Below are 20,504 nucleotides of genomic sequence, written 5' to 3'. Positions count from 1 at the left end.
CGGTAGCCCCTCGTCGTCGGGGCGAACGCGACGCACGCCGCGGCAGCCTCCGGGGCGGTCACGATGTCGGCCGCCGGCTCCTCGGCCCAGCCGGCATCCATCGGCGCCTCCGCGAATGCTTCCTCGACGACCGGCTCCTCGTACGCGGGCTCCGCGAGCGCGACGTCGTCGGCCGGCTGCTCCTCGAGGGCCACGTCCCCGACCGGCGAATCCGATACGGCCACATCCTCGACCGCGGGCTCCGCGAGCGCGACGTCGTCGGCCGGCTGCTCCTCGAGAGCCACGTCCCCGGCCGGCGAATCCGATACGGCCACATCCTCGACCGCGGGCTCCGCGAGCGCCACGTCGTCGGCCGGCTGCTCCTCGAGGGCCACGTCCCCGACCGGCGACTCCAAGAGGGCCATAGTCTCGACCGCAGGCTCCGCGACGACGGTGCCGACATCGGCGTGCACCTCGTCGTCCATCTCTTCCGGCTCGGCCGGCTCCGCCGGCTCGTGCTCGGGCGCCTCTTCTGCGACACGCGTCTCGGTCACCTCGGCCGCGGGGTCGACCGTCTCGGTCGGCTCGGACCCGTTCTGATCCGAGGTGACGAGCTCGAGGACGGGTGCCGCAGCGTTCTCGGACGGCTCGTCGGGGCGCGTGGGGAGGTGGTGAACCGTCGCCTCCGCCGCCGTGCCTTCTGCGGCCTCTTCGGCCGCCGCTGCCTCGAGCGCCGCCATCTGCTCTGCAAGCGCGCCCGCAAGCTCGAACTTGCTGATCACGCCCTGGGCGACGAGCGCCTCGCCCAACCGCTCGCCGGTCTGGCGCTGCCGTGCGAGCGCCTGGTCGAGCTCCTCCTGGGTGACGAACCCGCGGTCGACGAAGATGTCTCCCAGCCGTCGCCAGCTCGCGGTGTCCTCCGGCCCGGCTGAGCCGCCGAGCTTCGCCCACTGCTCTGCGACGACGCTCGCGAGCTCCTTACGCGACACGCCGAAGCGCTCGACGAGGACCTGGCCGAGCTGCTGGCCCGTCTCGTTCTGGATCTCGAGCGCAATGCGAATCTGGCTCTCGGAGACGAGGCCGCGCTCTACGAAGAGCGCCCCGATCAGGCGGGACGGGAGTGGTTGCGGAGCGGTCATGCCGTGTGTATCGGCACTCCCTCGAACGAGCTATAGGGTGAGTGCGCCCAGTGCTCAGGCGGGCGCGTCGCCGGCCTGCACGATCCCGTGCTCGTATGCGAACACGACGGCCTGCACACGGTCGCGGAGGCGCAGCTTCATGAGGATCCGGGCGACGTGCGTCTTCACCGTCGTCTCGCTGACGAAGGCCTCGGAGGCGATCTCGGCGTTCGACAGCCCGCGTGCGATCAGACGCAGGATCTCGAGCTCCCGGGCCGTGAGGTCTTCCAGTCCCGGCGCGGTCGGCCTCACCGCGGGTGGGCGGCGCACGAACTCCGAGATCACCCGCCGCGTGACGGCCGGTGAAAGGAGCGCGTCTCCCCCCGCGACGACCCGAATCGCCTCGACGAGCTGCTCGGGCGGCGTGTCCTTGAGCAGGAAGCCGCTTGCGCCGGCGCGGAGCGCCTCGTACACGTACTCGTCGAGGTCGAAGGTCGTCAGGATCAGGATCCGCGGCCCTTCGTCCTTCCCGTCCAGCAGCCGCCGTGTCGCCTCGAGCCCGTCCACGTTCGGCATGCGGACGTCCATCAGGATGACGTCGGGCTGCGTCTCGCGAGCGGCGAGCACGGCCGTGAGGCCGTCGGCCGCCTCACCCACCACCTCGATCTCAGGCTCGGACTCGAGGATCATCCGGAACCCCGCCCGGACGAGGGACTGGTCGTCGACGATGAGCACCCTCGTCGTCATGTGCGCTCTCCGAGCGGCAGATGCGCCTTGACGACGAAGCCGCCGCCCTCGCGTGGGCCCGACTCGATCGAGCCGCCGACGAGCGAGACGCGCTCGCGCAGGCCGACGAGACCGTGACCGCCGCCGCCGTCACCGCCGGGCTCCGACGTGCCGTCGTTCGCCACCTCGAGCTCCAGCTCGCTGCGCTTCCAGCGGACGGTCACGCAGGCACGCGCGGGGCCGGCGTACTTGAGGGCGTTCGTCAGCGCCTCCTGGATCACGCGGTACGCGGCGAGGTCGACGCCCGGCGGGAGCTCCACGGCGGCTCCCTCGACGACGAGGTCGACGGGGAGGCCCGCCTCCCGGACGGTCCCGAGCAGGACGTCGATCGCCCGCATCGAGGGCTGCGGCGCGAAATCCGGCGTCGCACTCTCGTCGCGCAGCAGCCCGACCAGCCGCCGCATCTCCGTCAGCGCCTCGCGCCCGGTGGCCTCGATCGTCTCGAGCGCGAGGCGCTCACGCTCCTGATCCGGATGCAGGAGGCGCCGAACCGCTCCGGCCTGCACGGTCATCACCGATACCGAGTGCGCGACGACGTCGTGCAGCTCACGCGCGATCCGCTGGCGCTCGTCGGCGACGGCTCGTTCGGCGGCCGCCGTCCGGGCGGCCTCGAGCTTGAGCTGGAGCTCGTCGTGCCCGCGGAGCTGACGCGCCGGCGGCTCCCCCTCCTGCCGTGTCAGCGGGCGGCTCGGTTCCATCCCGCGGACGGTAGCCCACCCCGCCCGGCCCCGGCGTCGTCCAGAAGGACGATCCGGGCTCCCGCGGGATCACGCGCTCGCGTACGCCGCCAGCGCGTCGAGGACGGCGCGCAGCCTGCGGCCGTCGTCGGTGAGGCGGTACTCCACGCGCGGCGGGCGAGCGTCGATCACCGTGCGCTCGAGCAGCCCGGCGCTCTCGAGCTCGACGAGCCGCTGCGCCAACGTGCGCGGCGGGATCTCCCCCACGGCCTGCTTCAGCTCGTTGAAGCGGCTGGCGCCTTCCGACGATGCCCAGAGGATCGACACGGTCCAGCGCCGCTCGAGGAGGCCCGCCGCGCGGCGGACCTCCTCGGGGACGGGGCTGCACTGACGGCAGCGGGTCATGCGGCGACGTGCGGACGCGACGCTTGCGCGGGCTCGAGCGCAATGCCGAGCACCTCGTCGAGCGACATCACCGGATGGAACCGGAGCTCCTCACGGACGTGCTCCGGCACGTCGTCGAGGTCCGCGCGGTTCCGCTCCGGGATGACGACGTCCGTGAGGCCCGCGGCGTGGGCCGCAAGCACCTTCTGCTTGAGGCCGCCGATCGGCAGCACCCGGCCCTGGAGCGTCAGCTCGCCGGTCATGCCGACCGTGTGCTTCACGGGCCGCCCGGACAGGAGCGACGCGAGCGCCGTCGCCATCGTGATGCCTGCGCTCGGGCCGTCCTTCGGGATCGCGCCGGCGGGCACGTGCACGTGGAACTTCCGCTCGAACGCCTCCTGGTCGATCCCGAGCCGGTCGGTCTGGGAACGCACGGCGGAGAGCGCGATCTGCGCCGACTCCTTCATCACGTCGCCGAGCTGCCCCGTCAGTGTGAAGCCCTCGCCGGGTGACGAGGTCGCCTCGACGAAGAGCACGTCGCCCCCGGTCACGTTGACGGCGAGACCCGTCGCGACTCCCGGCACGGCCGTCCGCTCCGCGGCCTCACGGAAGAACTTCTGCCGTCCGAGCGCGTCGCGCACGGCCTCGACGTCGACGTCGACGGGCGGCTCCGCCTCGTTTGTGACGATCTTCGTCGCCGTCTTGCGCAGGATCGAGCCGAGCTCCCGCTCGAGCTGGCGGACGCCCGCCTCACGGGTGTACTCCGAGATCACCGTCTCGAGCACGTCGTCGGAAACCGAGACCTCCTTCTCCTCCAGGCCTGCCCGCTCGCGCTGCCGCGGCCAGAGGTAGCCCCGGGCGATCGCGACCTTCTCGTCGGTGGTGTATCCGTCGAAGCGGATCACCTCCATGCGGTCGAGCAGCGGCCCGGGGATCGTCTCGGCCATGTTGGCGGTGGCGATGAAGAAGACCTGCGAGAGGTCGACCTCGACGTCGAGATAGTGGTCGCGGAACGTCGAGTTCTGCGCCGGGTCGAGCACCTCGAGCAGCGCCGCCGACGGGTCGCCGCGCCAGTCGGCGCCGACCTTGTCGACCTCGTCGAGCAGGATCACGGGGTTCATCGTCTTCGCGTCACGGAGCGCGCGGACCAGCCGGCCCGGAAGCGCGCCGATGTAGGTGCGGCGATGACCACGGATCTCCGCCTCGTCGCGGACGCCGCCGAGCGACATCCGCACGAACTCGCGGTTGAGCGCCTTCGCGATCGACTCACCGATCGACGTCTTGCCGGTGCCCGGGGGCCCGATGAGCGTGAGGATGGCGCCCGCGCGCTTGTCGGGCTCGATGCCGCGCTCCTTGCGGAGCTTCGCGACGGCGATGTACTCGACGATCCGGTCCTTGACGTCCTCGAGGCCCGCGTGGTCCGCGTCGAGGATCTCGCGAGTGTGCTCGGGATCGAGCACCTCGTCGGAGCGGACGCCCCACGGCACGGCAAGCAGCCAGTCGAGGTAGCTGCGGATCATCTGCGACTCGGGCGAGCTCTCGCCCATGCGCTCGAACCGGGCGAGCTCCTTGTCGGCCTGCTCGCGCACTTCCTCCGGCATGTCCGCCTCTTCGATCTTCTTGCGGTACTCGTCGACGACCGAGGCGTCGTCCTCGCCGAGCTCCTTGCGAATCGAGTCCATCTGCTTACGGAGCAGGAACTCGCGCTGCTGCTTCTCCATGCCGACATTGACGTCGTCGCGAATCCGTTGACGGATCTGCATCAGCGACAGGCGCTCGCGCTGGAAGCCGAGCGCGAGCTCGAGGCGCTCGGTCACGTCAACGGCCTCGAGCAGCTGGACCTTCTGCTCGAAGGTGAGGTCTGGCGAGTAGCCGGAGGTGTCCGCGAGCGCGCCCGGCTCGGCGATCGAGCGCACGAACGACTGGATGCGACCGTCGTCGCCGCGCAGCTCGAGGATCTCCTCGACCACGGCGCGGTACTCGGTCTCCAGGTGGCGCGTCTTCTCGTCGGTGGGGACGCCGTCCTTCCGCTCCTCGATCTCGACGAGCAGGCGGCCCTGCGGGTCGGTCTCGGCCGCGCCCGCGATGCCACGGTGCAGGCCCTCGATCGCGACGGCGACGGCGCCGCCGGGCAGGCGGACGCGGTCGGTCACGCGTGCGACGGTGCCCACTGCGGCGTATTCACCGTCGTGCTTCGGCACGAGCAGGACGCGATCTTCGTCGCCGACGTCGACCGTCAGCGTCACGTTCATGTTCGGGAAGACGACAATGTCGTCGAGCGGGACGAGCAGTAGCTTGGTCACGCGAAAAATCACACTCCTCGCGGTAGTAGATACAAAGAGTGTACCTAGTACGTTCCTGGCGCCGCAACCTTGACGTCCCTCGTACCGAACGCTCACAAAGCCTTCGCAGCGGACCGGTCGAATAGGCCCGAGGCACGTCCGCGATCCCAAACCGCCTCCCAGGGATCGGCCAGGACGGGGCGGCACGCGCACTCCGAGGGCGCACGCCGACCCGCTGCGAGGGCGCCGAGCGGCGCCCTCGCGCCTCCTCCGTGTGCGGTCCGCGAAGATCCGCCTCAGAGACCGATCTCTGTCAAGAGCAAACCGTGTCAGCTTCGCGCCGATTCATCCACAGGCGCTGGGGCCACCGCTGCAGCACCGCGGTCGACATCTGAGCCACGTCGCGTCCCGCTCGCCCGGGAGGTCGGATTCGTTCGCATGCCGCATCGAGCCTCGCTCGTGAGCGGTGGAGCGATCGGCGCGCAATCGGCACGTTCGGCGCTTGACAGAGATCGGCCTCTGAGGCTGTCAGCCGCGGAAGCATCGCAGCGCTGCCTGCGCGACCCGCCCGGCGAGAACGTCCGAGCGGACACCCGCGCCATCCGGGCGGTAGGTCATCACCGCCGCGACGAAGATGCCGCCTTGCCAGACGACGAGGCCCGCGTCGTGTCGCGCCGCGTCGATCCAGCCCGCCTTGTGCAGCACGGTCGCACCCTGCCGCCGCACGAACCGACCGAGCTTGCGGGCGTCGCCCGTCCGCGCCAAGACGTAGAGCAGGTAGCGCGCCTCGGCCGGCGTGACTCCGCTGCGGCTCCCTCCGAGTGGCCCGAGACCGCCGCTCGCGAGCCAGATCGAGCGATGGAGCATCGCGAGATCGAGGGCGGTCGTCGCCTTCCCGACGCCCCAGTACGGTTGGTCGACGACGTTCAGCGGAACGCCGCGCCCGGCGACCTCGCGCGAGCCGCCGAGCTCCGTGCCGAGGATGTAGCCGCCGTACATCACCGTCCGCTCGAGGCCGATCGACCGCATCAGGTCGTCGACGACGTGACCGCCGCTCGACGTCGAGCCGCCCAGCGACGTGAGGAGTGTGTTCGCGGCCTCGTTGTCCGACGCGTCGAGGAGCCGCCGGAGCAGCCCGTCGAGCGAGCTTCCGGGCGGCGGAGGCCCCTGCGTGTGCGAGAGCGCGGTGAGGGCGATCGCGAGCTTGAGCGTCGATGCGGCGGGGAACGTCGCGCGGGCGTTCTTCGCCGATGCGGCGCCCGTGGTGAGGCTCTCGACGTAGACCGCCGACGTCCCCGGGAACCCGGCCGCGAGCCGCTGCACCTCCGCCTGCAGCTTCGTGTCGAGACGGGGCGTGAGGAGGTGCGGGCGCGCCGCGCGCGGCAGCCCGAAGACGTGCGCGACGGTCGCCCCCGAGCGCAGCCCGTTCTCGCCGACCGTCTCGACTCCCAGCTCCACCTCGCGCGACGGCAGGGGAACGTCGACGACGAACCGGCGCCCTGCGATGGGAAGGTCGCGGACGACCGCGCCGTCGACGCGCACGATCACCCGTCGCATCCCCGACGCCGCCCGTCCCTCCACGATCCCGTAGGAGACCTGGTACGGCGCCGGCCTCTCGATCACGGGCGGCGCCGGAGGTTGGGCAGGAGGCGAGGCCGCGATCACCGGCGAACCGTAGCCTTGACGCCGCCGTGCCGATCCTCGCCCACCTCGACCTCGACGCGTTCTTCGCCGCCGTCGAGGAGCTCGAGGACCCGTCTCTCCGGACCCGGCCGCTCGTGGTCGGCGGCGACCCGCACGGGCGCGGCGTCGTCGCCACGGCGAACTACGTCGCCCGCCACTTCGGGATCCGGTCGGCGATGAGCTCGGCGGAGGCATTGCGGCGCTGCCCGGAGGTCGTGTTCGTCCGGCCGAGGCACACGCTCTACCGGCAGTACTCCCAGGCGGTGTGGGCGGCCGTCTCCGAGGTCGTTCCCCGCGTGGAAAGGACCGGCCTCGACGAGGGCTACCTCGACCTCGGCTCGGTGATCGACTCGTTTGCGCACGCGAGACGTCTCGCCGAGGCGGTGCAGGTCGCCGTGCGCGGGTCGACCCTGCTCACGTGCTCGCTCGGCGTGTCGACGTCGAAGGTCGTGTGCAAGGTCGCATCCGACCGGCGCAAGCCGGGCGGCATCACCGTCGTCCCGCCCGGGCGCGAGGCCCGCTTCCTTGCCCCGTTCCCGACGCGGATTCTGCCCGGAGTCGGACCGCGGGCCGAGGAGCGACTCGCGGCGGCCGGCGTCGTCACCATCGGCGGCCTCGCCGACCTGTCCGACTCAGAGCTCCGCGCAGTGCTGCCGGGCCAGGTCGGCCGGCTCCTCCGCGACCGCGCGCGCGGCGTCGACCCGCGCGACCTCGAGCTCGACGCCGAGCGCATCTCCATCTCGACCGAAGAGACGTTCGAGCGCGACCTGAGCGATCGGCCCGCGCTCCATGCCGAACTGCGACGCATGGCGGAGAGCGTCGCAGCGCACCTCCGGCGCGACGGCCTCTCCGCGCGCACCGTGACGACGAAGCTCAGATACGCGGACTTCTCGATCCGGTCGCGCTCCACGACGCTTCCGACGCCGATCGACGAGCCGGAGCGGATCGGCGAGCTCGCCTGCGCGCTGCTCGACCGCGGCCTCCGCGACCGGCCGGGCGCGCTCCGTCTCGTCGGGGTCGGCGTCTCAGGCCTGACCGCCGTCCGCCAGCTGACGTTCGACGAGCTCTGAGGTCAGACCCGCAACAGCGGCCGCGTGAGGCAGGTCGGGCCGCCGTCGCCCTTCCTCGAGATCTCGTCGCCGCGGTAGGTGACGACGTCGACGCCCGCGCGCTCCATGCGGCGGCGCGTCTCGTCGTTGCCCTCGAGCGCGAGGGCACGCCGCGGGCCAAGGGCGAGCACGTTCGGCCCCATCGACTCGAACTCCTCGTCCGGTACCTCCACCACGGAGATCCCCCTTTCTGCGAGGAGCCACATCAGGCGGGTCGGCGCGATGCGCGGGTAGACGAGAGCGAGGTCGCGGTCGAGCGGCGAGACGAGGCTCATGAGGTGCATCACCTCGGCGGCGCCGTTCCAGTGCGGCAGGTCGAAGGCGATCACCTCGACACCAGAGAACAACGCACGGAGCGACTCGGGCGCGCCCGGGCTCGTGCGGTATCCGATCCCGACGAGAAGAGTCGACTCGTCGAGCCAGACCGTGTCGCCGCCCTCCACGGTGACCGGCAGCGCGACGCGGCCGACGACCGGAATCCCCGCCGCCTCGAGCACGGGAGCCGTCGCCTCGGGCTCGCGGCGCCGCCCGTCCTTGCCCGGATGCAGGAGCACAGCGCCCTCGGGCCCCACGAGGGTCGGGTCGTACGTGTAGATCGCGTCGGGGTTGCCGGGATCGTGCTCCGAGACGACGATCTCCGTGCCCGCCTCCTCGAGCAGCGCGCAGAACGCCTCGTGCTCCGCGCGCGCTGCGTCGACGCGGGGCGCGTCTCGCCACCCATACGCCTCCCAGGCGGCCGCGTCCTCGGGCAGCGGCCGCCGCACGAGCACCCGGCGGAGCTCGCCCCACATCGATGCGCTGCCGTACTCCGCCACGGCCGGGCAAGCTACCCGACGGCGTTCGCCGGCCTGCGTCCCTCCAGCAGCACGGCCCGCAGCGCGTCGACGCAGAGCATCCCCATCGCGACTCGGGTGTCGCGCGTCGCGCTGCCGAGATGCGGGGTGAGGACGACGTTCTCGAGCGAGAGCAGGCCTTCCTCCACTTCGGGCTCGCGCTCGTAGACGTCGAGCGCAGCGCCCGCGATCACGCCGTCGCGAAGAGCGTCGACGAGCGCCCGCTCGTCGACGACCGGCCCGCGGGCCACGTTCACGAGCACAGCCGACTGTCGCATCGCCGAGAGCGCCTCGGCGTCGATCAGATGCCGGGTCGCATCGGTGAGCGGGACGTGCAGGCTGACGACGTCCGCCGCGGGAAGCAGCCCCTGGAGATCCGCACCGCGCCCCGCGAACGCGCTGCGGGCGCCGAATGCCTCCGCGAGACGCGCCGTCTCCCGCCCGATGCGGCCTGGCCCGACGATCAGCAGCTCCGTACCGTCGAGGCTCGATCCGAGCATGAACTCGAGCGAGAACTCCCACTCGGAGTCGCGGCGGATGAAGCGGTCGCCCTCGGCGATTCGTCGGAGCAGCGCGAGCATGAGGCCCACGGCGAGCTCGGCGGTCGCCCGCGTCAGGACGTCGGGAGTGTTCGTCACCACCACACCCCGCGCGGCGGTTGCGTCCAGGTCGATGTTGTTCACCCCGACCGCGTAGTTCGCGACTACCCGTAGCTGTGGCCCCGCGCGCTCGAGGTAGCGCTCGTCGACGCGCGCGGTCAGCGCGACGAGGATCCCGTCGGCCCCCTCGGGCGAGTCGACGAGGTCGAAATCCCCCTCGAGCGCGGCGGCGACCTCGCGCGGGACAGGCGCCGTCAGATGGACACGGGGGCGCGCGGGCAAGCCGGCGGCGCCTCAGGCGTCGAGCACGCGCGGCCGGTGGCCGGCCGAGTAGACGTCCTTGCGCAGGATCAAGCCGTTCTCGAAGGGGAACACGTCGATCCCGTCCCATTCGAGACGCCGGCCGTCCGCGTGGGTCGCCGTCGCCGTCCACTCGCTCACGACGAGCCCGTCCCGCGCGTACAGACGACGTCCACGGAACCGCAGGTCCGGCCAGTTGGCGAAGATTGCGCCAATATGGCCGCGGACGTCCGCGCCTTCGGCGCGCTCGCCCGCCGTGTGGTTCTCGAACACCATCCCGGGCGCATGGAACGCGACGATCGCGTCGATGTCCTGCGCGTTCCAGGCTTCGTTGTAGCGCTCGATCACGCGTTCCAACTCGGCGGCGGAGTCGGCCTGGCTCACGCGCCGAGTATGTCAGCGCGCGACGTCCGACGCGGTCTGGGTGGGGCCTCACCCGAGGGCGAGGCCCCACCGCCACGGCGGGGCGTCAGCTCTTGCCGCCGCCCGCGCGGAACTGCAGCCAGGCGTCGCTCATCCGGTCTGCCTGGCCCTGCGTGAACATGTTCATGCACGAGTCCTGCGAGTAGTCCATGAAGTTGTGAATCGGGTCCTCGCCGGGCGCCGCGCACGTGTCGGCGCCGACGGGGCAGTTGAACTGCGGCATCGCCTCCGGCGGCGTGTCGACGACCCAGTCGCCGGATGCCGAGCAGCCACGGGCGAACGTGTGGTCGAGCATCAGCCAGTGCCCGAGCTCGTGTGTCAGCGTGTCGCCCTCGGAGTACTTCGCGAGATTCCCGCCCGGCATCGACTCGTCGAGGATGACGATGCCGTCGATGTAGTCGCGCCCGTTGTTGTAGCCCTTCGGGAAATACGCCCACCCGAGGAGCCCACCGCCGATGTTCGCGGCATAGACGTGGAGCGTCCTCGCATCGCCGCTGTAGAGCGCCCGCTTCATGTCCCGCTCGTTCTTGCCGGGGACGACCGTGTACCAGTCCGGGTTCATGGTCCACGTCGTCTGGACGAGGTCGAAGCGGAACGGCGTGTCTGCGGCGTCCGCGGCGGTCGCGCCGGAGAACGAGTCGTTGATCACGTCCATCTGGGCGGCGATCATCGTCTCCCAGCGCGCCTTCTCGGCCGGGGTGTTCTCGTGATCCGAGATCATGTGGAACACGACCGGGACGTGCACGCTCCCGGAAGGCAGCGTCGGCCGGTCGTCGAGGACCCCGTATGCGTTCGCCTGGTTCTTCGGGTACGGCTCGGGCTCGTTCGCCGTCGCGCCGTCCTTCACCCGCGCGACGTCTCCAAAGGTGCCCGCACACGCGGCCACCGCGGGAGACGCCTGCCGCGCGGCTGCGAGCCCCACGCTGGTCGCCGCCTCTCCTGCGAGAGCCGCCGTCGTGATCACGGCGACGAGGGCGCCCAGGCGGAACAGAGTGCTCTTGCGCATGGTCGGCCTTTCGGTCGCTTGCCGGGACAGCGCGGCGCACGCTACCTGTCTGCCGCAGCCCTGCGCCTCCCCACAATTGGGGGATCAGAGCAGGAGCCGGCGATGCCGCGCGAGCGCATCCAGGAGCGTGTCGACGTCCTCGTCGAGGTTGTAGAGGTGGAGCGCGACGCGCAGCTTGTCTTCCCGCGAGGAGACGATGATCCGCTCCGCGGCGAGGGATGCGACGAGCGCGTCGACATCGGTCGAGCGCACGCAGACGAGCGGTCCGCGACGTGCGAGCTCGCGGGGTGTGACGACTGTTGCACCCAACGCGTCGAGGCCGTCCAGCAACCGGCCGACCAGCCCGCCGACGTGCGACTCGACCACCGGTACTCCGGCCTCTGCGACGAGCCCGACCCCCGCCACGCCCGCGTAGAGGGCCGGCACGGGCGGCGTGCCCGAGTCGAACCGGCGGGCGCTCTCGTGCGGCGAGTAGTCGGCGATCGACATCGCGAAGATGTCCTCGTCGGCGAACCAGCCCGTCTGCGTCGGGACGAGCGCCTTCCGCACCTCCGGGCGCACCCACATGAAGCCGAGCCCGGCCGTGCCGAGGAGGTACTTCACGGTGCCTCCGGTCACGACGTCGGCACCGAGCGACCGAACGTCCAGCTCGACGGCGCCGCATGCCTGGTAGCTGTCGGCCAGCACGATCGCACCCGCCGCGTGCGCCGCCTCGGCGATCGCCGCGAGGTCGTGGCGGTGGCCCGAGCGGTAGGAGAGAGTCGTGCAGCAGACGAGGGCTGTCCGCTCGTCGATTGCCTCGGCGAAGCGCTCGGCCGGGATCGAGCCGTCGTCCTCCGGCTGCACGTGGACGACCTGCGCGCCGCGGAGCTCCTGCGCATGGGCGATCTGCCCCACGGTCGGGAACTCGTACTCCGAGATCACGATCCGGTTCCGCCCGCGGTCGAGCGGCAGCGCCGAGACGAGCGCACTCACGCCCTGCGAGACGGACGTCGTCACGGCGACGTCATCCGCTCCGGCGTGCAGTAGCGCGGCGATCGTCGAGCGGAAGGCCTCGTTCCGCTCGACCCAGAAGTCCCACTCCGCGCCGTTCTCGTCCCAGCCGGCGAGCCATCCCTCGACGGCGTCGCGTACCCGTCGAGAGAGCGCCCCCTGCGAGCACGAGTTGAGGTACGTCGCCGTCTCGAAGATCGGGAACTCGCCCCGGATCGCCGCTCCGACCCGGAGGTCGGTCCCGGGGACCGGCATCGAAGGTGTCTGTCCCCCGTGTGGCTCTCGGGGGTCAGTCCGCTTCGGGGACAGGCCCCTACCGGCCAAGGTAGGCCTTCCGGAGGTCCTCGTTCTCGAGCAGGTCGGCGGCCCTGCCCTCGAGGACGACGCGCCCCGTCGAGAGCACGTAGCCGCGGTCGGCGATCGAGAGCGACACGTTCGCATTCTGCTCGACGACGAGCATCCCCACACCTGCCTGGTTGACCTGCTGGATGATCTCGAAGCTCCGCTCGACGAGCACGGGCGCGAGCCCCATCGACGGCTCGTCCATCAGGAGCAGCTTCGGCCTCGACATCAGCGCGCGGCCCATCGCCACCATCTGCTGCTCGCCGCCCGACAGCGTCCCCGCGAGCTGGGAGCGGCGCTCGTAGAGGAGCGGAAAGAGGCTGTAGACGCGCTCGAACTCGTTCTTCAAGTCGGAACGTGGACGGAGGTACGCGCCCATCTCGAGGTTCTGCAGCACCGTCATCGGCCCGAAGAGCCGGCGGTTCTCCGGCACGATCGCGAGCCCGCGCCGGATGCGGTGGGCGGTGGGCATGCGCGTGACGTCCTCGCCGCCGAGCAGCACGCGGCCGCTCCGCGGACGGACCAGGCCGAGGATCGTCTTGAGCGTCGTCGATTTCCCGGAGGCGTTGCCGCCCAGCAGGCAGACGAGCTCGCCCTCGCCGACGACGAGGTGCGAGTCCTGGAGGATGTGGATCTGCCCGTAGTACGTGTTGATCGCCTCCAGCTGGAGCAGCGGGGCAACCTCGGGAGTCGACGCGCTCACTTCCGCGCCGCCCCTCCGGTGCCGAGATACGCCTCGACCACCCGCGGGTCGGTGGCGACGGTCTCGAACGACCCCTCGGCGATCTTGAGCCCGTGGTCGAGCGCGACGACGCGGTCGGAGATGCCCTCGACGACGTGCATGTCGTGCTCGATCACGAGGATCGTGTAGCCGCCCTTGGTCCGAAGCTCGCCGATCAGCTCGGTGATCTCCTGCGTCTCGCGAGGGTTCATCCCGGCCGCAGGCTCGTCCAGGAGCAGCAGGCGGGGGCGCGTCGCGGTGGCCCGGGCGATCTCGAGCCGGCGCCGGTTCGCATACGAGAGCGAGTAGGCCGGCTGGTCCCAGCGGTAGCCCATCAGCCGCTCGCCGAAGAAGGCGAGCCGCTCCTCGGCGAGGGCGCGGATCTCGCGCTCCTCTCGGCGCTGGCCCGGAGTCCGCAGCATCGAGCGGAACGGACCAGCCTTCGTGTGGCCGTAGGCGGCCGCCATCACGTTCTCGCGCACGCTCATGTTCAGGAAGAGGCGGAGGGTCTGGAACGTCCGTGCGATCCCCTTCCGCGTGATGCGGTGCGGGTCGAGCCCGACGATGCTCTCGCCGGCAAAGCGGATGTCGCCGTCGACCGGCTCGTAGACGCCCGTGACGAGGTTGAAGAGCGTCGTCTTCCCCGCGCCGTTGGGCCCGATCACGCTCACGATCTCGCCCTCGTCGACGTGGAGATCGAGGTGCGACACGACGACGAGGCCGCCGAACGCCATCGTCACGCCCTGGAGCTCGAGGAGCCTCTCGGCACCGGCCACTACACGATCTCCACGCGCTTCTCGCCGAGGAGCCCCTGCGGCCGCGCGACCATCATCGCCACGAGCACCGCGCCGAGCACGATGTACCGCGTCGACTCCGGGTGCGCGACCATGACGTTCTCCCAGACGAAGGCGGCCAGGTACAGCGTCGGCACGAGGAGGGCGGTCCTGAGCCAGCCGTGGACGAGCGTGAGCACGAGCGCGAGCGCAACGAGCCCGATGTACGACACGGCCGGCACCCACCCCGCCAGGCTCGCGGGCACGATCACCCAGTCGGACGCCCACTCCCCGAGCCGCCCGCTCGCCTCGACCGACCCCGACGTCCACCTGTCGTCGATCCCGCCCGCCACGAGATGCGCGGCGATCCCGAAGACGACGGTGCCGCCGAGGACCGCGACGAGCTGCCACGACGCGCGGAACACGGCGACGAGCGCGAGCAGGATCGCGACGTAGAAGACACCGCGCGCGTCGCCCGGGTCGCGGAGCACCTCGAGCAGCACGCTGACGATCACGGCGCCGAGCACGACCCCTGCCTGGCTTCCGGCGCCGCCGAGGATGACCATGGTGTAGATCGTGATCAGGAGCGGGAACTCGAAGTTCTGCGGGAAGACGCTCCCGTTCAGCGCTGTTGCGACGGTGCCGGTCGTCGCGGCGACCGACGCGCCGAACGCGAAGGCCATCAACTTGAGCCGGTTGACCGGCATGCCCATCAGCTCTGCGGCGAGCGGGTCCTCGCGGAGGGACCGCCAGGCGCGCCCCGTGCGCGAGTCGTTGAGCAGGTGGAGCCCGACGTAGACGAGGACGAAGAGCCCGAGCGCGACGTAGAGGTACTCGACGCCGAAGAGGCCCTCCGAGGTCGAGCGGGAGATGTCCCAGCCGAAGATCTTGAACTCGTCGATGTTCAGGATCCCGTTCGGACCGTTCGTGATGCTCTCGCCGAACACGTTGTCGCCGTTGTTCGTGAACGTCAGGAAGACCTGGAAGAAGAACAACGTCACGATCGCCAGGTAGTCCCCGGTGAGCCGCCGCGACGGCAGGCCGACGAGCCAGCCGACGATGCCGCCGACGACCGCGACGATCGGGATCACGACGAGCGTCGGCAGGTGGATGTCGTACTGGTCGGAACTGAGCAGCGCATAGGTGTACGCCCCGATGCCGAAGAACGCGACGAAGCCGAGGTCGAGGAGGCCGCCCCACCCGACGACGATGTTGAGAGCGAGCGCCAGGAGCATGAAGACGACCGTGTCGAAGGCCACGCGCCGGACGTAGCCGCTCTCGAACCCGACGGGGAGCAGGCAGACGATGCCGGCGAACAGCGTCAGCCACGCCCACCACGGGACGACCGCCAGGCGCTGCTCGAGCGTCCCGAGGAGCCCGCCGCGAATCGCACGCCGCTCGCCGTGCCGTGCAACCCACTCGTCGCGTCCGACCGCCGGGCTCGTCGGGCCCTCGGCAGCGCTCGCCTCCGCGGCGCCCTCGAGCGGCGTCGTGAGGGAGTCGTCCCAGTCGCTCGGGCCTGACATGCCCCGGTCTACACCTTCCTGATGTCGGCCTTGCCGAACAGGCCCTGGGGTCGGAAGAGCATGAAGAGGATGAGGATCACGAAGACGAGCAGGTCCGACCACTTCGTCGAGATGTAGCCCTGGGTATAGGCCTCGGCGAAGCCGAGGATCAGCCCACCGGCCATCGCCCCGGGGATCGAGCCGATCCCGCCGATCACCGCGGCCGTGAAGCCCTTGAGGCCGGCCAGGAAGCCGATCGAGGCGAACGTCGGCGCGCGCAGCGCGAAGAGCACCCCCGCCGCGCCCGCGAGAGCGGAGCCGAGGACGAACGCGAACACGATCACGCGGTCGATGTCGATTCCCATCATCGCGGCGGCCTCGCGGTCGATCGACGTCGCCTGCATCGCCTTGCCCGTCCGCGTGCGCGTCACGAGCACCCAGAGCACCGCCATCAGGACGAAGGCCGAGACGATGATCACGATACGGAGCAGCGGCACGCGGACGTTGCCGATGTTGAACCCCTCGAGGAACAGCACGCCGTTCCCGAGCGAGAACGCGTCGTAGTCACGCTGCTCGGCCCCGAACAGCAGCTGCATCGAGTAGGCGAGGAAGAAGGAGACGCCGAGCGCGCTGATCAGCGGGGCGATCCGCGGCGCGTCGCGCAGCGGCCGATACGCGAATCGCTCGATGGCGACGCCGAGGACCGCGCAACCGGCCATCGCGGTGAGCGTGATCAACGTCAGGAGCAACCAGATCGGGACGACGGGGTCGGTGGAGCCGCCGAGCAGCTGCAGCGTGCCGAAGCCGATGAACGACCCGACCATGAATACGTCGCCGTGGGCGAAGTTCAGGAGCTTGAGGATCCCGTAGACGAGCGAGTAGCCGAGGGCGATCAGCGCGTAGACGCTGCCGAGTGTGAGCCCGTTCAGGGTCAGCTGGGTGAACGTGTCCACGAGGGCCGCGAGTCTATAACCGCTCGAAGCGACCGGGCGGCCCGGCTCGAAGCCGGGCCGCGTCGGTCACCAGACTGCTCAGCTGACGAGCTTGTACGTGCCGTTCGACTGGATCTGGAAGATGTAGAACTTCGCGTTCAGCGGGTCGTTCGACTTCGTCGAGAAGCGGAACGGGCCGCCGAGGATCGACGTCTTGAGGTTGATCTTCTTGACGTGCTTGACGACGTCCTTGCGGTTCTTGATCTGTCCCTTGCCCGCGTCGCACGCCTTCTTGATCGCGTTGAGCGCGACCTCGACCGCGAGGTACGCGGGCGGCCCGAACGAGCCGAGCGTCGCCTTCGGGTTGTCCTTTTTCCAGCCGTCGATCAGCGCCTTGCTCGAGGCGATCCCGCTGATGTCCGGCGCGAAGTTCGAGACGTACGAGCCTGCGACCTTGAACTGGTCGGGGCTGTTCGTCCCGTCACCGCCGAACACCTTCGCCTTCTTGCCCTGCTCGAGAAGCTGCTGCGCGAACGTCTGGGCGTCCGACGGCTGCTGCGACGGGAAGAAGACGACGTCTGCGTCGCCCGGCACGCGGGTGACGAGTGACGAGAAGTCGGTCGTGTTGACGGAGGTCGACTGACGGCTGACGCTCACGCCCTTCTTCTTGAGCACCACCTCGGCGGCGTCCGCGAGCCCGACCGAGTACGGCTCCTGGAAGTCGATCACGACGACCTTCTTCGCGTTGAGCTTGTCGACCATGTAGGTCGCGTCAGTCGGCCCCTGGACGTAGTCCCCAGGCACGACGCGGAAGAACGACGAGGTCGCCTCCCTGTTCGCGCCCTTCGTGAGCGACGTTCGGGTCGCCGACGGCGAGATCTGCGCGATCCCGGCTGCGGTGAGGGCCTGGCTCGCCGAGGCCACGCCGCCCGAGGTCGCCGGCCCGATCACGGCCACGACCTTCTGGTCCGAGATCAGCTTCTGGGAGACGACGAGCGCCTCGCCGGGGCCCTTCTCGACCGGCGTGTCCACCTGCACGAGCTGAACCTTGAGGCCGTACTTCTTGGACAGGTTCTTGACCCCGTACTTCGCCCACGACAGCTGCTCCTGGCCGATGAAGCCGCCGCCGCCCGTGAGCGGCGTGACGAGCGCGAGCTTGAGCGCGCTCTTGCAGCTCACGGCCTGCGAGCTCGTGACCCCCGACGAGCCCGCACCCGCGGTCGCTGCGAGCGCGGCGGCGCCGAGCGCAGCAAGCGCCAGCACCGCCAATCCGCGTACCTTCATTCCCTGCCCTCCTTGTGGGTATCCCAATGTGAGACGACCATCTCCGCCGGATGTTGCGCCGCAGAGACCTGCGCCGCAGAGCCGAGACTCTCGCAGGCCACCCGGTGACATGTCAACGGTACGCGAGGAGGGTGTGGATTTCCGCCCCTCGGCTCGCACGCGACGTCGCTAGCGTGGAGCCCAGTGCCGGCCGTCGTCGAGGCGATCGACCTCCACCGGACGTACCGGACGACCACCGGCACGTTCCGCCGCCGCTCGCTCGAGGTCGAGGCCGTCCGCGGCGTCAGCTTCGCGATCGAGGAAGGGGAGCTGTTCGGTCTCCTCGGGCCGAACGGGGCGGGGAAGACGACGACGATCAAGATGCTCATCACGCTCCTGATCCCGACATCCGGTCAGGCGCGCGTGCTCGGGCGCGACGTCGTCGAGGACGCCCATTGGGTCAGAGAGCGGATCGGCTACGTGTTCGGCGGCGACCGCGGGCTCTACGAGCGGCTGTCGGCCCTCGACAACCTGCGCTACTTCGCCGAGCTGTACGGCGTCGACCCGAAGCGGCAGCGCGCGCGGATCGGCGAGCTGCTCGAGCTCGTCGGGCTCGAGGGACGAGAGAAGGAGCGGGTCGAGGGCTACTCGCGCGGCATGCGCCAGCGCCTCCACATCGCGCGAGGCCTGCTGCACGACCCACCCGTCATCTTCCTCGACGAGCCGACGATCGGCGTCGACCCCGTCGGCGCCCGCGAGCTGCGGCGGACGATCGCCGGCCTGCGCGAGGCCGGGAAGACCGTGCTCCTGACGACGCACTACATGTTCGAGGCGGACGCGCTGTGCGACCGCATCGCCGTCGTCGCGAAGGGCCGGATCGTCGCCGAGGGAACGCCACGCGAGCTCAAGGAGCGCGTCTCGGACGGCGTCGTCGTCGAGATCGAGGTCTACGGGATCGAGGACGGGAAGGTCGAGGAGCTTCGCTCGATCGCGGGCGTGACCTCAGTCGCGGTCGAGGACCGGGACCAGGCGCAGGTCGTCGTCATCCAGTCCGCTGCCGGTCACGAGCCGACGCACGACGTGCTCGCCCGCCTCGACGGCGTCGCCCTCGGGCGCGTGACGACGCGCGAGCCGACGCTCGAGGACGCCTACGTGGCGCTCGTCACCGAGCAGCCCGTCGCCGTCGATGGCTGAGACGACACGGCCTCCGTGGTCGCGGATCGCCCGGACGCTCGCCGTCGGGTTCGGCCTCCACCTGAAGATGATGACCCGCTCGTCGTTCGACGGCCTGCTCGGCGTCCTGTGGCCGCTCTTCTTCTCCACGGTCGCGTTCCTCATGTTCCGCGCCGGCGCGGGCGGCGAGTCGCTCGTCTTCGCCTCCTTCGGCGCGGCCGTGATGGGCATCTGGTCGTCGACGAGCACGTCGGCCGGCTCGGCGATGCAGCGCGAGCGATGGCACGGCACGCTGGAGCTCCTGGTCACGGCGCCGGTGCACTTCGCGGCGATCCTGCTCCCGGTGACCGTTGCGATGTCGGCGCTCGGGCTCTACAGCATGACCGCGACCTTGCTGATCAGCCGCTTCGTCTTCGGCGTCGACCTCCCCTTCGAGCAGCCGTTCTCGTTCGCGGTCGCCCTCGTCGCGACGGTGGCCTCGATCGGGGCGATGGGCTTCCTCCTTGCGGTGTCGTTCGTCCGCTACCGGACGGCCTGGGCGCTCGGGAACCTGCTCGAGTACCCGGTCTGGCTGATCGCGGGCTTCCTGGTCCCGCTCACGCTCCTGCCCGGTTGGGTACGGCCGATCTCGTGGGTGCTCGCGCCGACATGGGGCGTCGACGCGATCCGCGAGGCGGCATCGGGCGGCGGGCCGTGGCCCGAGATCGGGCTGGCACTCGGCCTCGGGGCGGTCTACCTCGCGATCGGCGTCGTGGTGCTGGAGACGGTGCTCACGGGCGCGCGCCGGTCGGGCACGGTCGCGCTCGCATGACCTCGCTGCGGATCTTCTTCGTCGGCGGCCTGATCAGCTTCCGCGCCCTCTTCTCGTTCCTGCGGCCGGAGATCTACATCCCGTCGATGCTCGTCGCGCCGATCTTCCAGATCCTGCTCTTCGTCTACATCGGCCGCTCGGCCGGGCTCGAGTCCGACGAGTTCTTCGTGATCGGGAACGCAGTCCAGTACGCCGCGATTCCGTGCATCTTCGCGATGACGTTCATGATCGGCGGCGAGCGCTTCCAGAAGACGCTCGGGTACATCCTCGTCACGCCGGCGCCGCGGCTGCCCCTCTTCCTCGGCCGGGCGCTGCCCGTGATCGTGAACGGCTTCTTCGTCGCAGCGTTCTCGCTCGTCGTCGGCGGCCTGATCGTGGGCATACACGTCCCGCCGTCGTCCGTCGCGCCGCTGGCGCTCGCTACCGCGATCTGCGCCTTCTCGTGCACGGGTCTGGGTCTGCTGGGAGCGGCCTTCGGGCTGCTGATGCGCGAGCAGGCCGTGCTCGCGAACATCATGTTCGGCTTCCTCCTCATCTTCACCGGTGCGAACGTCCCCGTCTCCGCGCTCCCCGGGTGGATGCAGTCGGTGTCGAACGTGCTGCCCTTCACCCACGGGATCGAGGCGGCCAGGGAGATCGCGGACGGCGCGCCGCTCGCGGACGTCGCCGACCTCCTCGGCGTGGAGATCCTGATCGGCGTCGGCTTCGGCACGCTCGGCTACGTCTTCATCCGCAGCGCCGAGCGGTGGAGCCTCAGCAACGCGACGCTCGATCGAGCCTGAGGGCGTCCGCCAGACCGCGTCGTCTGCTCC

At 70.5% G+C, this 20,504-nt stretch carries 19 protein-coding genes and 1 pseudogene; 4 read left to right on the top strand and 16 right to left on the bottom strand.

From position 1 onward, the window contains the following. The 6 genes and pseudogenes from VNM44_RS04455 to VNM44_RS04430 all read right to left on the bottom strand — a co-directional run. Positions 1-1,118 (bottom strand): annotated as a pseudogene (locus VNM44_RS04455) (hypothetical protein); the annotation flags it as partial. Between the two features lie 54 nt (positions 1,119-1,172). Next, positions 1,173-1,844, bottom strand: coding sequence for a response regulator transcription factor (locus tag VNM44_RS04450; RefSeq protein WP_325623065.1), 672 nt, complete (start codon positions 1,842-1,844; stop codon positions 1,173-1,175). Then, on the bottom strand, positions 1,841-2,581 hold the full coding sequence (locus tag VNM44_RS04445; protein WP_325623063.1) for a sensor histidine kinase: 741 nt from the start codon (positions 2,579-2,581) through the stop codon (positions 1,841-1,843). The genes VNM44_RS04450 and VNM44_RS04445 overlap by 4 nt, the downstream gene beginning before the upstream one ends. Positions 2,582-2,650: 69 nt before the next feature. Next, on the bottom strand, positions 2,651-2,965 hold the full coding sequence (locus VNM44_RS04440; protein WP_325623061.1) for a helix-turn-helix domain-containing protein: 315 nt from the start codon (positions 2,963-2,965) through the stop codon (positions 2,651-2,653). Continuing rightward, a complete protein-coding gene (lon, locus tag VNM44_RS04435; protein WP_325623058.1) occupies positions 2,962-5,247 on the bottom strand; it encodes an endopeptidase La in 2,286 nt (761 codons plus the stop codon). Before lon ends, VNM44_RS04440 begins: the two co-directional genes overlap by 4 nt. A 507-nt stretch (positions 5,248-5,754) precedes the next feature. Next, on the bottom strand, positions 5,755-6,849 hold the full coding sequence (locus tag VNM44_RS04430) for a serine hydrolase (protein ID WP_325623055.1): 1,095 nt from the start codon (positions 6,847-6,849) through the stop codon (positions 5,755-5,757). A gap of 68 nt (positions 6,850-6,917) precedes the next feature. Between VNM44_RS04430 and dinB the strand changes: the two genes are divergently transcribed. Next, positions 6,918-7,979, top strand: coding sequence for a DNA polymerase IV (gene dinB, locus VNM44_RS04425; RefSeq protein ID WP_325623053.1), 1,062 nt, complete (start codon positions 6,918-6,920; stop codon positions 7,977-7,979). Positions 7,980-7,981: 2 nt separating this feature from the next. Here the strand turns inward: dinB and VNM44_RS04420 are convergent, their stop codons facing one another. The 10 genes from VNM44_RS04420 to VNM44_RS04375 all read right to left on the bottom strand — a co-directional run bounded on the left by VNM44_RS04420 (position 7,982) and on the right by VNM44_RS04375 (position 17,729). After that, positions 7,982-8,833: a dimethylarginine dimethylaminohydrolase family protein gene (locus VNM44_RS04420; protein ID WP_325623050.1), complete on the bottom strand. Its 852-nt coding sequence runs from the start codon at positions 8,831-8,833 to the stop codon at positions 7,982-7,984. A gap of 11 nt (positions 8,834-8,844) precedes the next feature. Beyond that, positions 8,845-9,732, bottom strand: a complete 888-nt coding sequence (locus tag VNM44_RS04415; protein ID WP_325623048.1) for a D-glycerate dehydrogenase — start codon at positions 9,730-9,732, stop codon at positions 8,845-8,847. A 12-nt stretch (positions 9,733-9,744) separates the two neighbouring features. Continuing rightward, on the bottom strand, positions 9,745-10,134 hold the full coding sequence (locus VNM44_RS04410; protein WP_325623046.1) for a nuclear transport factor 2 family protein: 390 nt from the start codon (positions 10,132-10,134) through the stop codon (positions 9,745-9,747). Positions 10,135-10,219: 85 nt separating this feature from the next. Beyond that, entirely contained in the window at positions 10,220-11,179 is a 960-nt protein-coding gene (locus tag VNM44_RS04405; protein ID WP_325623043.1) for a zinc metalloprotease, read from the bottom strand. Between the two features lie 84 nt (positions 11,180-11,263). Further along, positions 11,264-12,427, bottom strand: a complete 1,164-nt coding sequence (locus tag VNM44_RS04400; RefSeq protein WP_325623041.1) for an aminotransferase class V-fold PLP-dependent enzyme — start codon at positions 12,425-12,427, stop codon at positions 11,264-11,266. A gap of 58 nt (positions 12,428-12,485) precedes the next feature. Then, positions 12,486-13,217, bottom strand: coding sequence for an ABC transporter ATP-binding protein (locus VNM44_RS04395; protein WP_325623039.1), 732 nt, complete (start codon positions 13,215-13,217; stop codon positions 12,486-12,488). Then, positions 13,214-13,969, bottom strand: a complete 756-nt coding sequence (locus tag VNM44_RS04390; RefSeq protein ID WP_349258009.1) for an ABC transporter ATP-binding protein — start codon at positions 13,967-13,969, stop codon at positions 13,214-13,216. The genes VNM44_RS04395 and VNM44_RS04390 overlap by 4 nt, the downstream gene beginning before the upstream one ends. Positions 13,970-14,010: 41 nt before the next feature. Continuing rightward, positions 14,011-15,534 carry a branched-chain amino acid ABC transporter permease gene (locus tag VNM44_RS04385; protein WP_325623034.1) on the bottom strand — a complete coding sequence of 508 codons (1,524 nt, stop codon included), beginning with the start codon at positions 15,532-15,534 and terminating at the stop codon, positions 14,011-14,013. 8 nt (positions 15,535-15,542) lie between these two features. Beyond that, the gene (locus VNM44_RS04380) at positions 15,543-16,466 is read right to left on the bottom strand and encodes a branched-chain amino acid ABC transporter permease (RefSeq protein WP_325623031.1); all 924 of its coding nucleotides are present in this window, start codon (positions 16,464-16,466) and stop codon (positions 15,543-15,545) included. 78 nt (positions 16,467-16,544) lie between these two features. Continuing rightward, the gene (locus VNM44_RS04375) at positions 16,545-17,729 is read right to left on the bottom strand and encodes a branched-chain amino acid ABC transporter substrate-binding protein (protein ID WP_325623029.1); all 1,185 of its coding nucleotides are present in this window, start codon (positions 17,727-17,729) and stop codon (positions 16,545-16,547) included. Positions 17,730-17,912: 183 nt separating this feature from the next. Here VNM44_RS04375 and VNM44_RS04370 point away from each other — a divergent pair, with 183 nt between their 5' ends. From VNM44_RS04370 to VNM44_RS04360, 3 genes are read left to right on the top strand one after another with little or no spacing between them, the layout of a single operon-like run. Next, on the top strand, positions 17,913-18,902 hold the full coding sequence (locus VNM44_RS04370) for an ABC transporter ATP-binding protein (RefSeq protein ID WP_325623027.1): 990 nt from the start codon (positions 17,913-17,915) through the stop codon (positions 18,900-18,902). Continuing rightward, on the top strand, positions 18,895-19,692 hold the full coding sequence (locus tag VNM44_RS04365) for an ABC transporter permease (RefSeq protein ID WP_325623025.1): 798 nt from the start codon (positions 18,895-18,897) through the stop codon (positions 19,690-19,692). Before VNM44_RS04370 ends, VNM44_RS04365 begins: the two co-directional genes overlap by 8 nt. Beyond that, complete coding sequence (locus VNM44_RS04360; protein WP_325623021.1) at positions 19,689-20,474, top strand: ABC transporter permease; 786 nt, start codon at positions 19,689-19,691, stop codon at positions 20,472-20,474. Before VNM44_RS04365 ends, VNM44_RS04360 begins: the two co-directional genes overlap by 4 nt. The last annotated feature ends 30 nt before the right edge of the window (positions 20,475-20,504 follow it).

Origin of the sequence: Gaiella sp. (assembly GCF_035558935.1) — a bacterium.
Lineage (GTDB): Bacteria > Actinomycetota > Thermoleophilia > Gaiellales > Gaiellaceae > Gaiella.
Note: the sequence above shows the minus strand (reverse complement) of the source record. Positions and strands in the feature narration are given on the sequence as shown.

Excerpts from the sequence above, each read along its gene's own strand:
- VNM44_RS04365 (WP_325623025.1), top strand. The coding sequence starts at position 18,895 with ATGGCTGAGACGACACGGCCTCCGTGGTCGCGGATCGCCCGGACGCTC.
- VNM44_RS04440 (WP_325623061.1), bottom strand. The coding sequence starts at position 2,965 with ATGACCCGCTGCCGTCAGTGCAGCCCCGTCCCCGAGGAGGTCCGCCGC.
- VNM44_RS04405 (WP_325623043.1), bottom strand. The coding sequence starts at position 11,179 with ATGCGCAAGAGCACTCTGTTCCGCCTGGGCGCCCTCGTCGCCGTGATC.
- VNM44_RS04390 (WP_349258009.1), bottom strand. The coding sequence starts at position 13,969 with ATGGCGTTCGGCGGCCTCGTCGTCGTGTCGCACCTCGATCTCCACGTC.
- VNM44_RS04385 (WP_325623034.1), bottom strand. The coding sequence starts at position 15,534 with ATGTCAGGCCCGAGCGACTGGGACGACTCCCTCACGACGCCGCTCGAG.
- VNM44_RS04450 (WP_325623065.1), bottom strand. The coding sequence starts at position 1,844 with ATGACGACGAGGGTGCTCATCGTCGACGACCAGTCCCTCGTCCGGGCG.
- VNM44_RS04400 (WP_325623041.1), bottom strand. The coding sequence starts at position 12,427 with ATGCCGGTCCCCGGGACCGACCTCCGGGTCGGAGCGGCGATCCGGGGC.
- VNM44_RS04445 (WP_325623063.1), bottom strand. The coding sequence starts at position 2,581 with ATGGAACCGAGCCGCCCGCTGACACGGCAGGAGGGGGAGCCGCCGGCG.
- VNM44_RS04360 (WP_325623021.1), top strand. The coding sequence starts at position 19,689 with ATGACCTCGCTGCGGATCTTCTTCGTCGGCGGCCTGATCAGCTTCCGC.
- VNM44_RS04375 (WP_325623029.1), bottom strand. The coding sequence starts at position 17,729 with ATGAAGGTACGCGGATTGGCGGTGCTGGCGCTTGCTGCGCTCGGCGCC.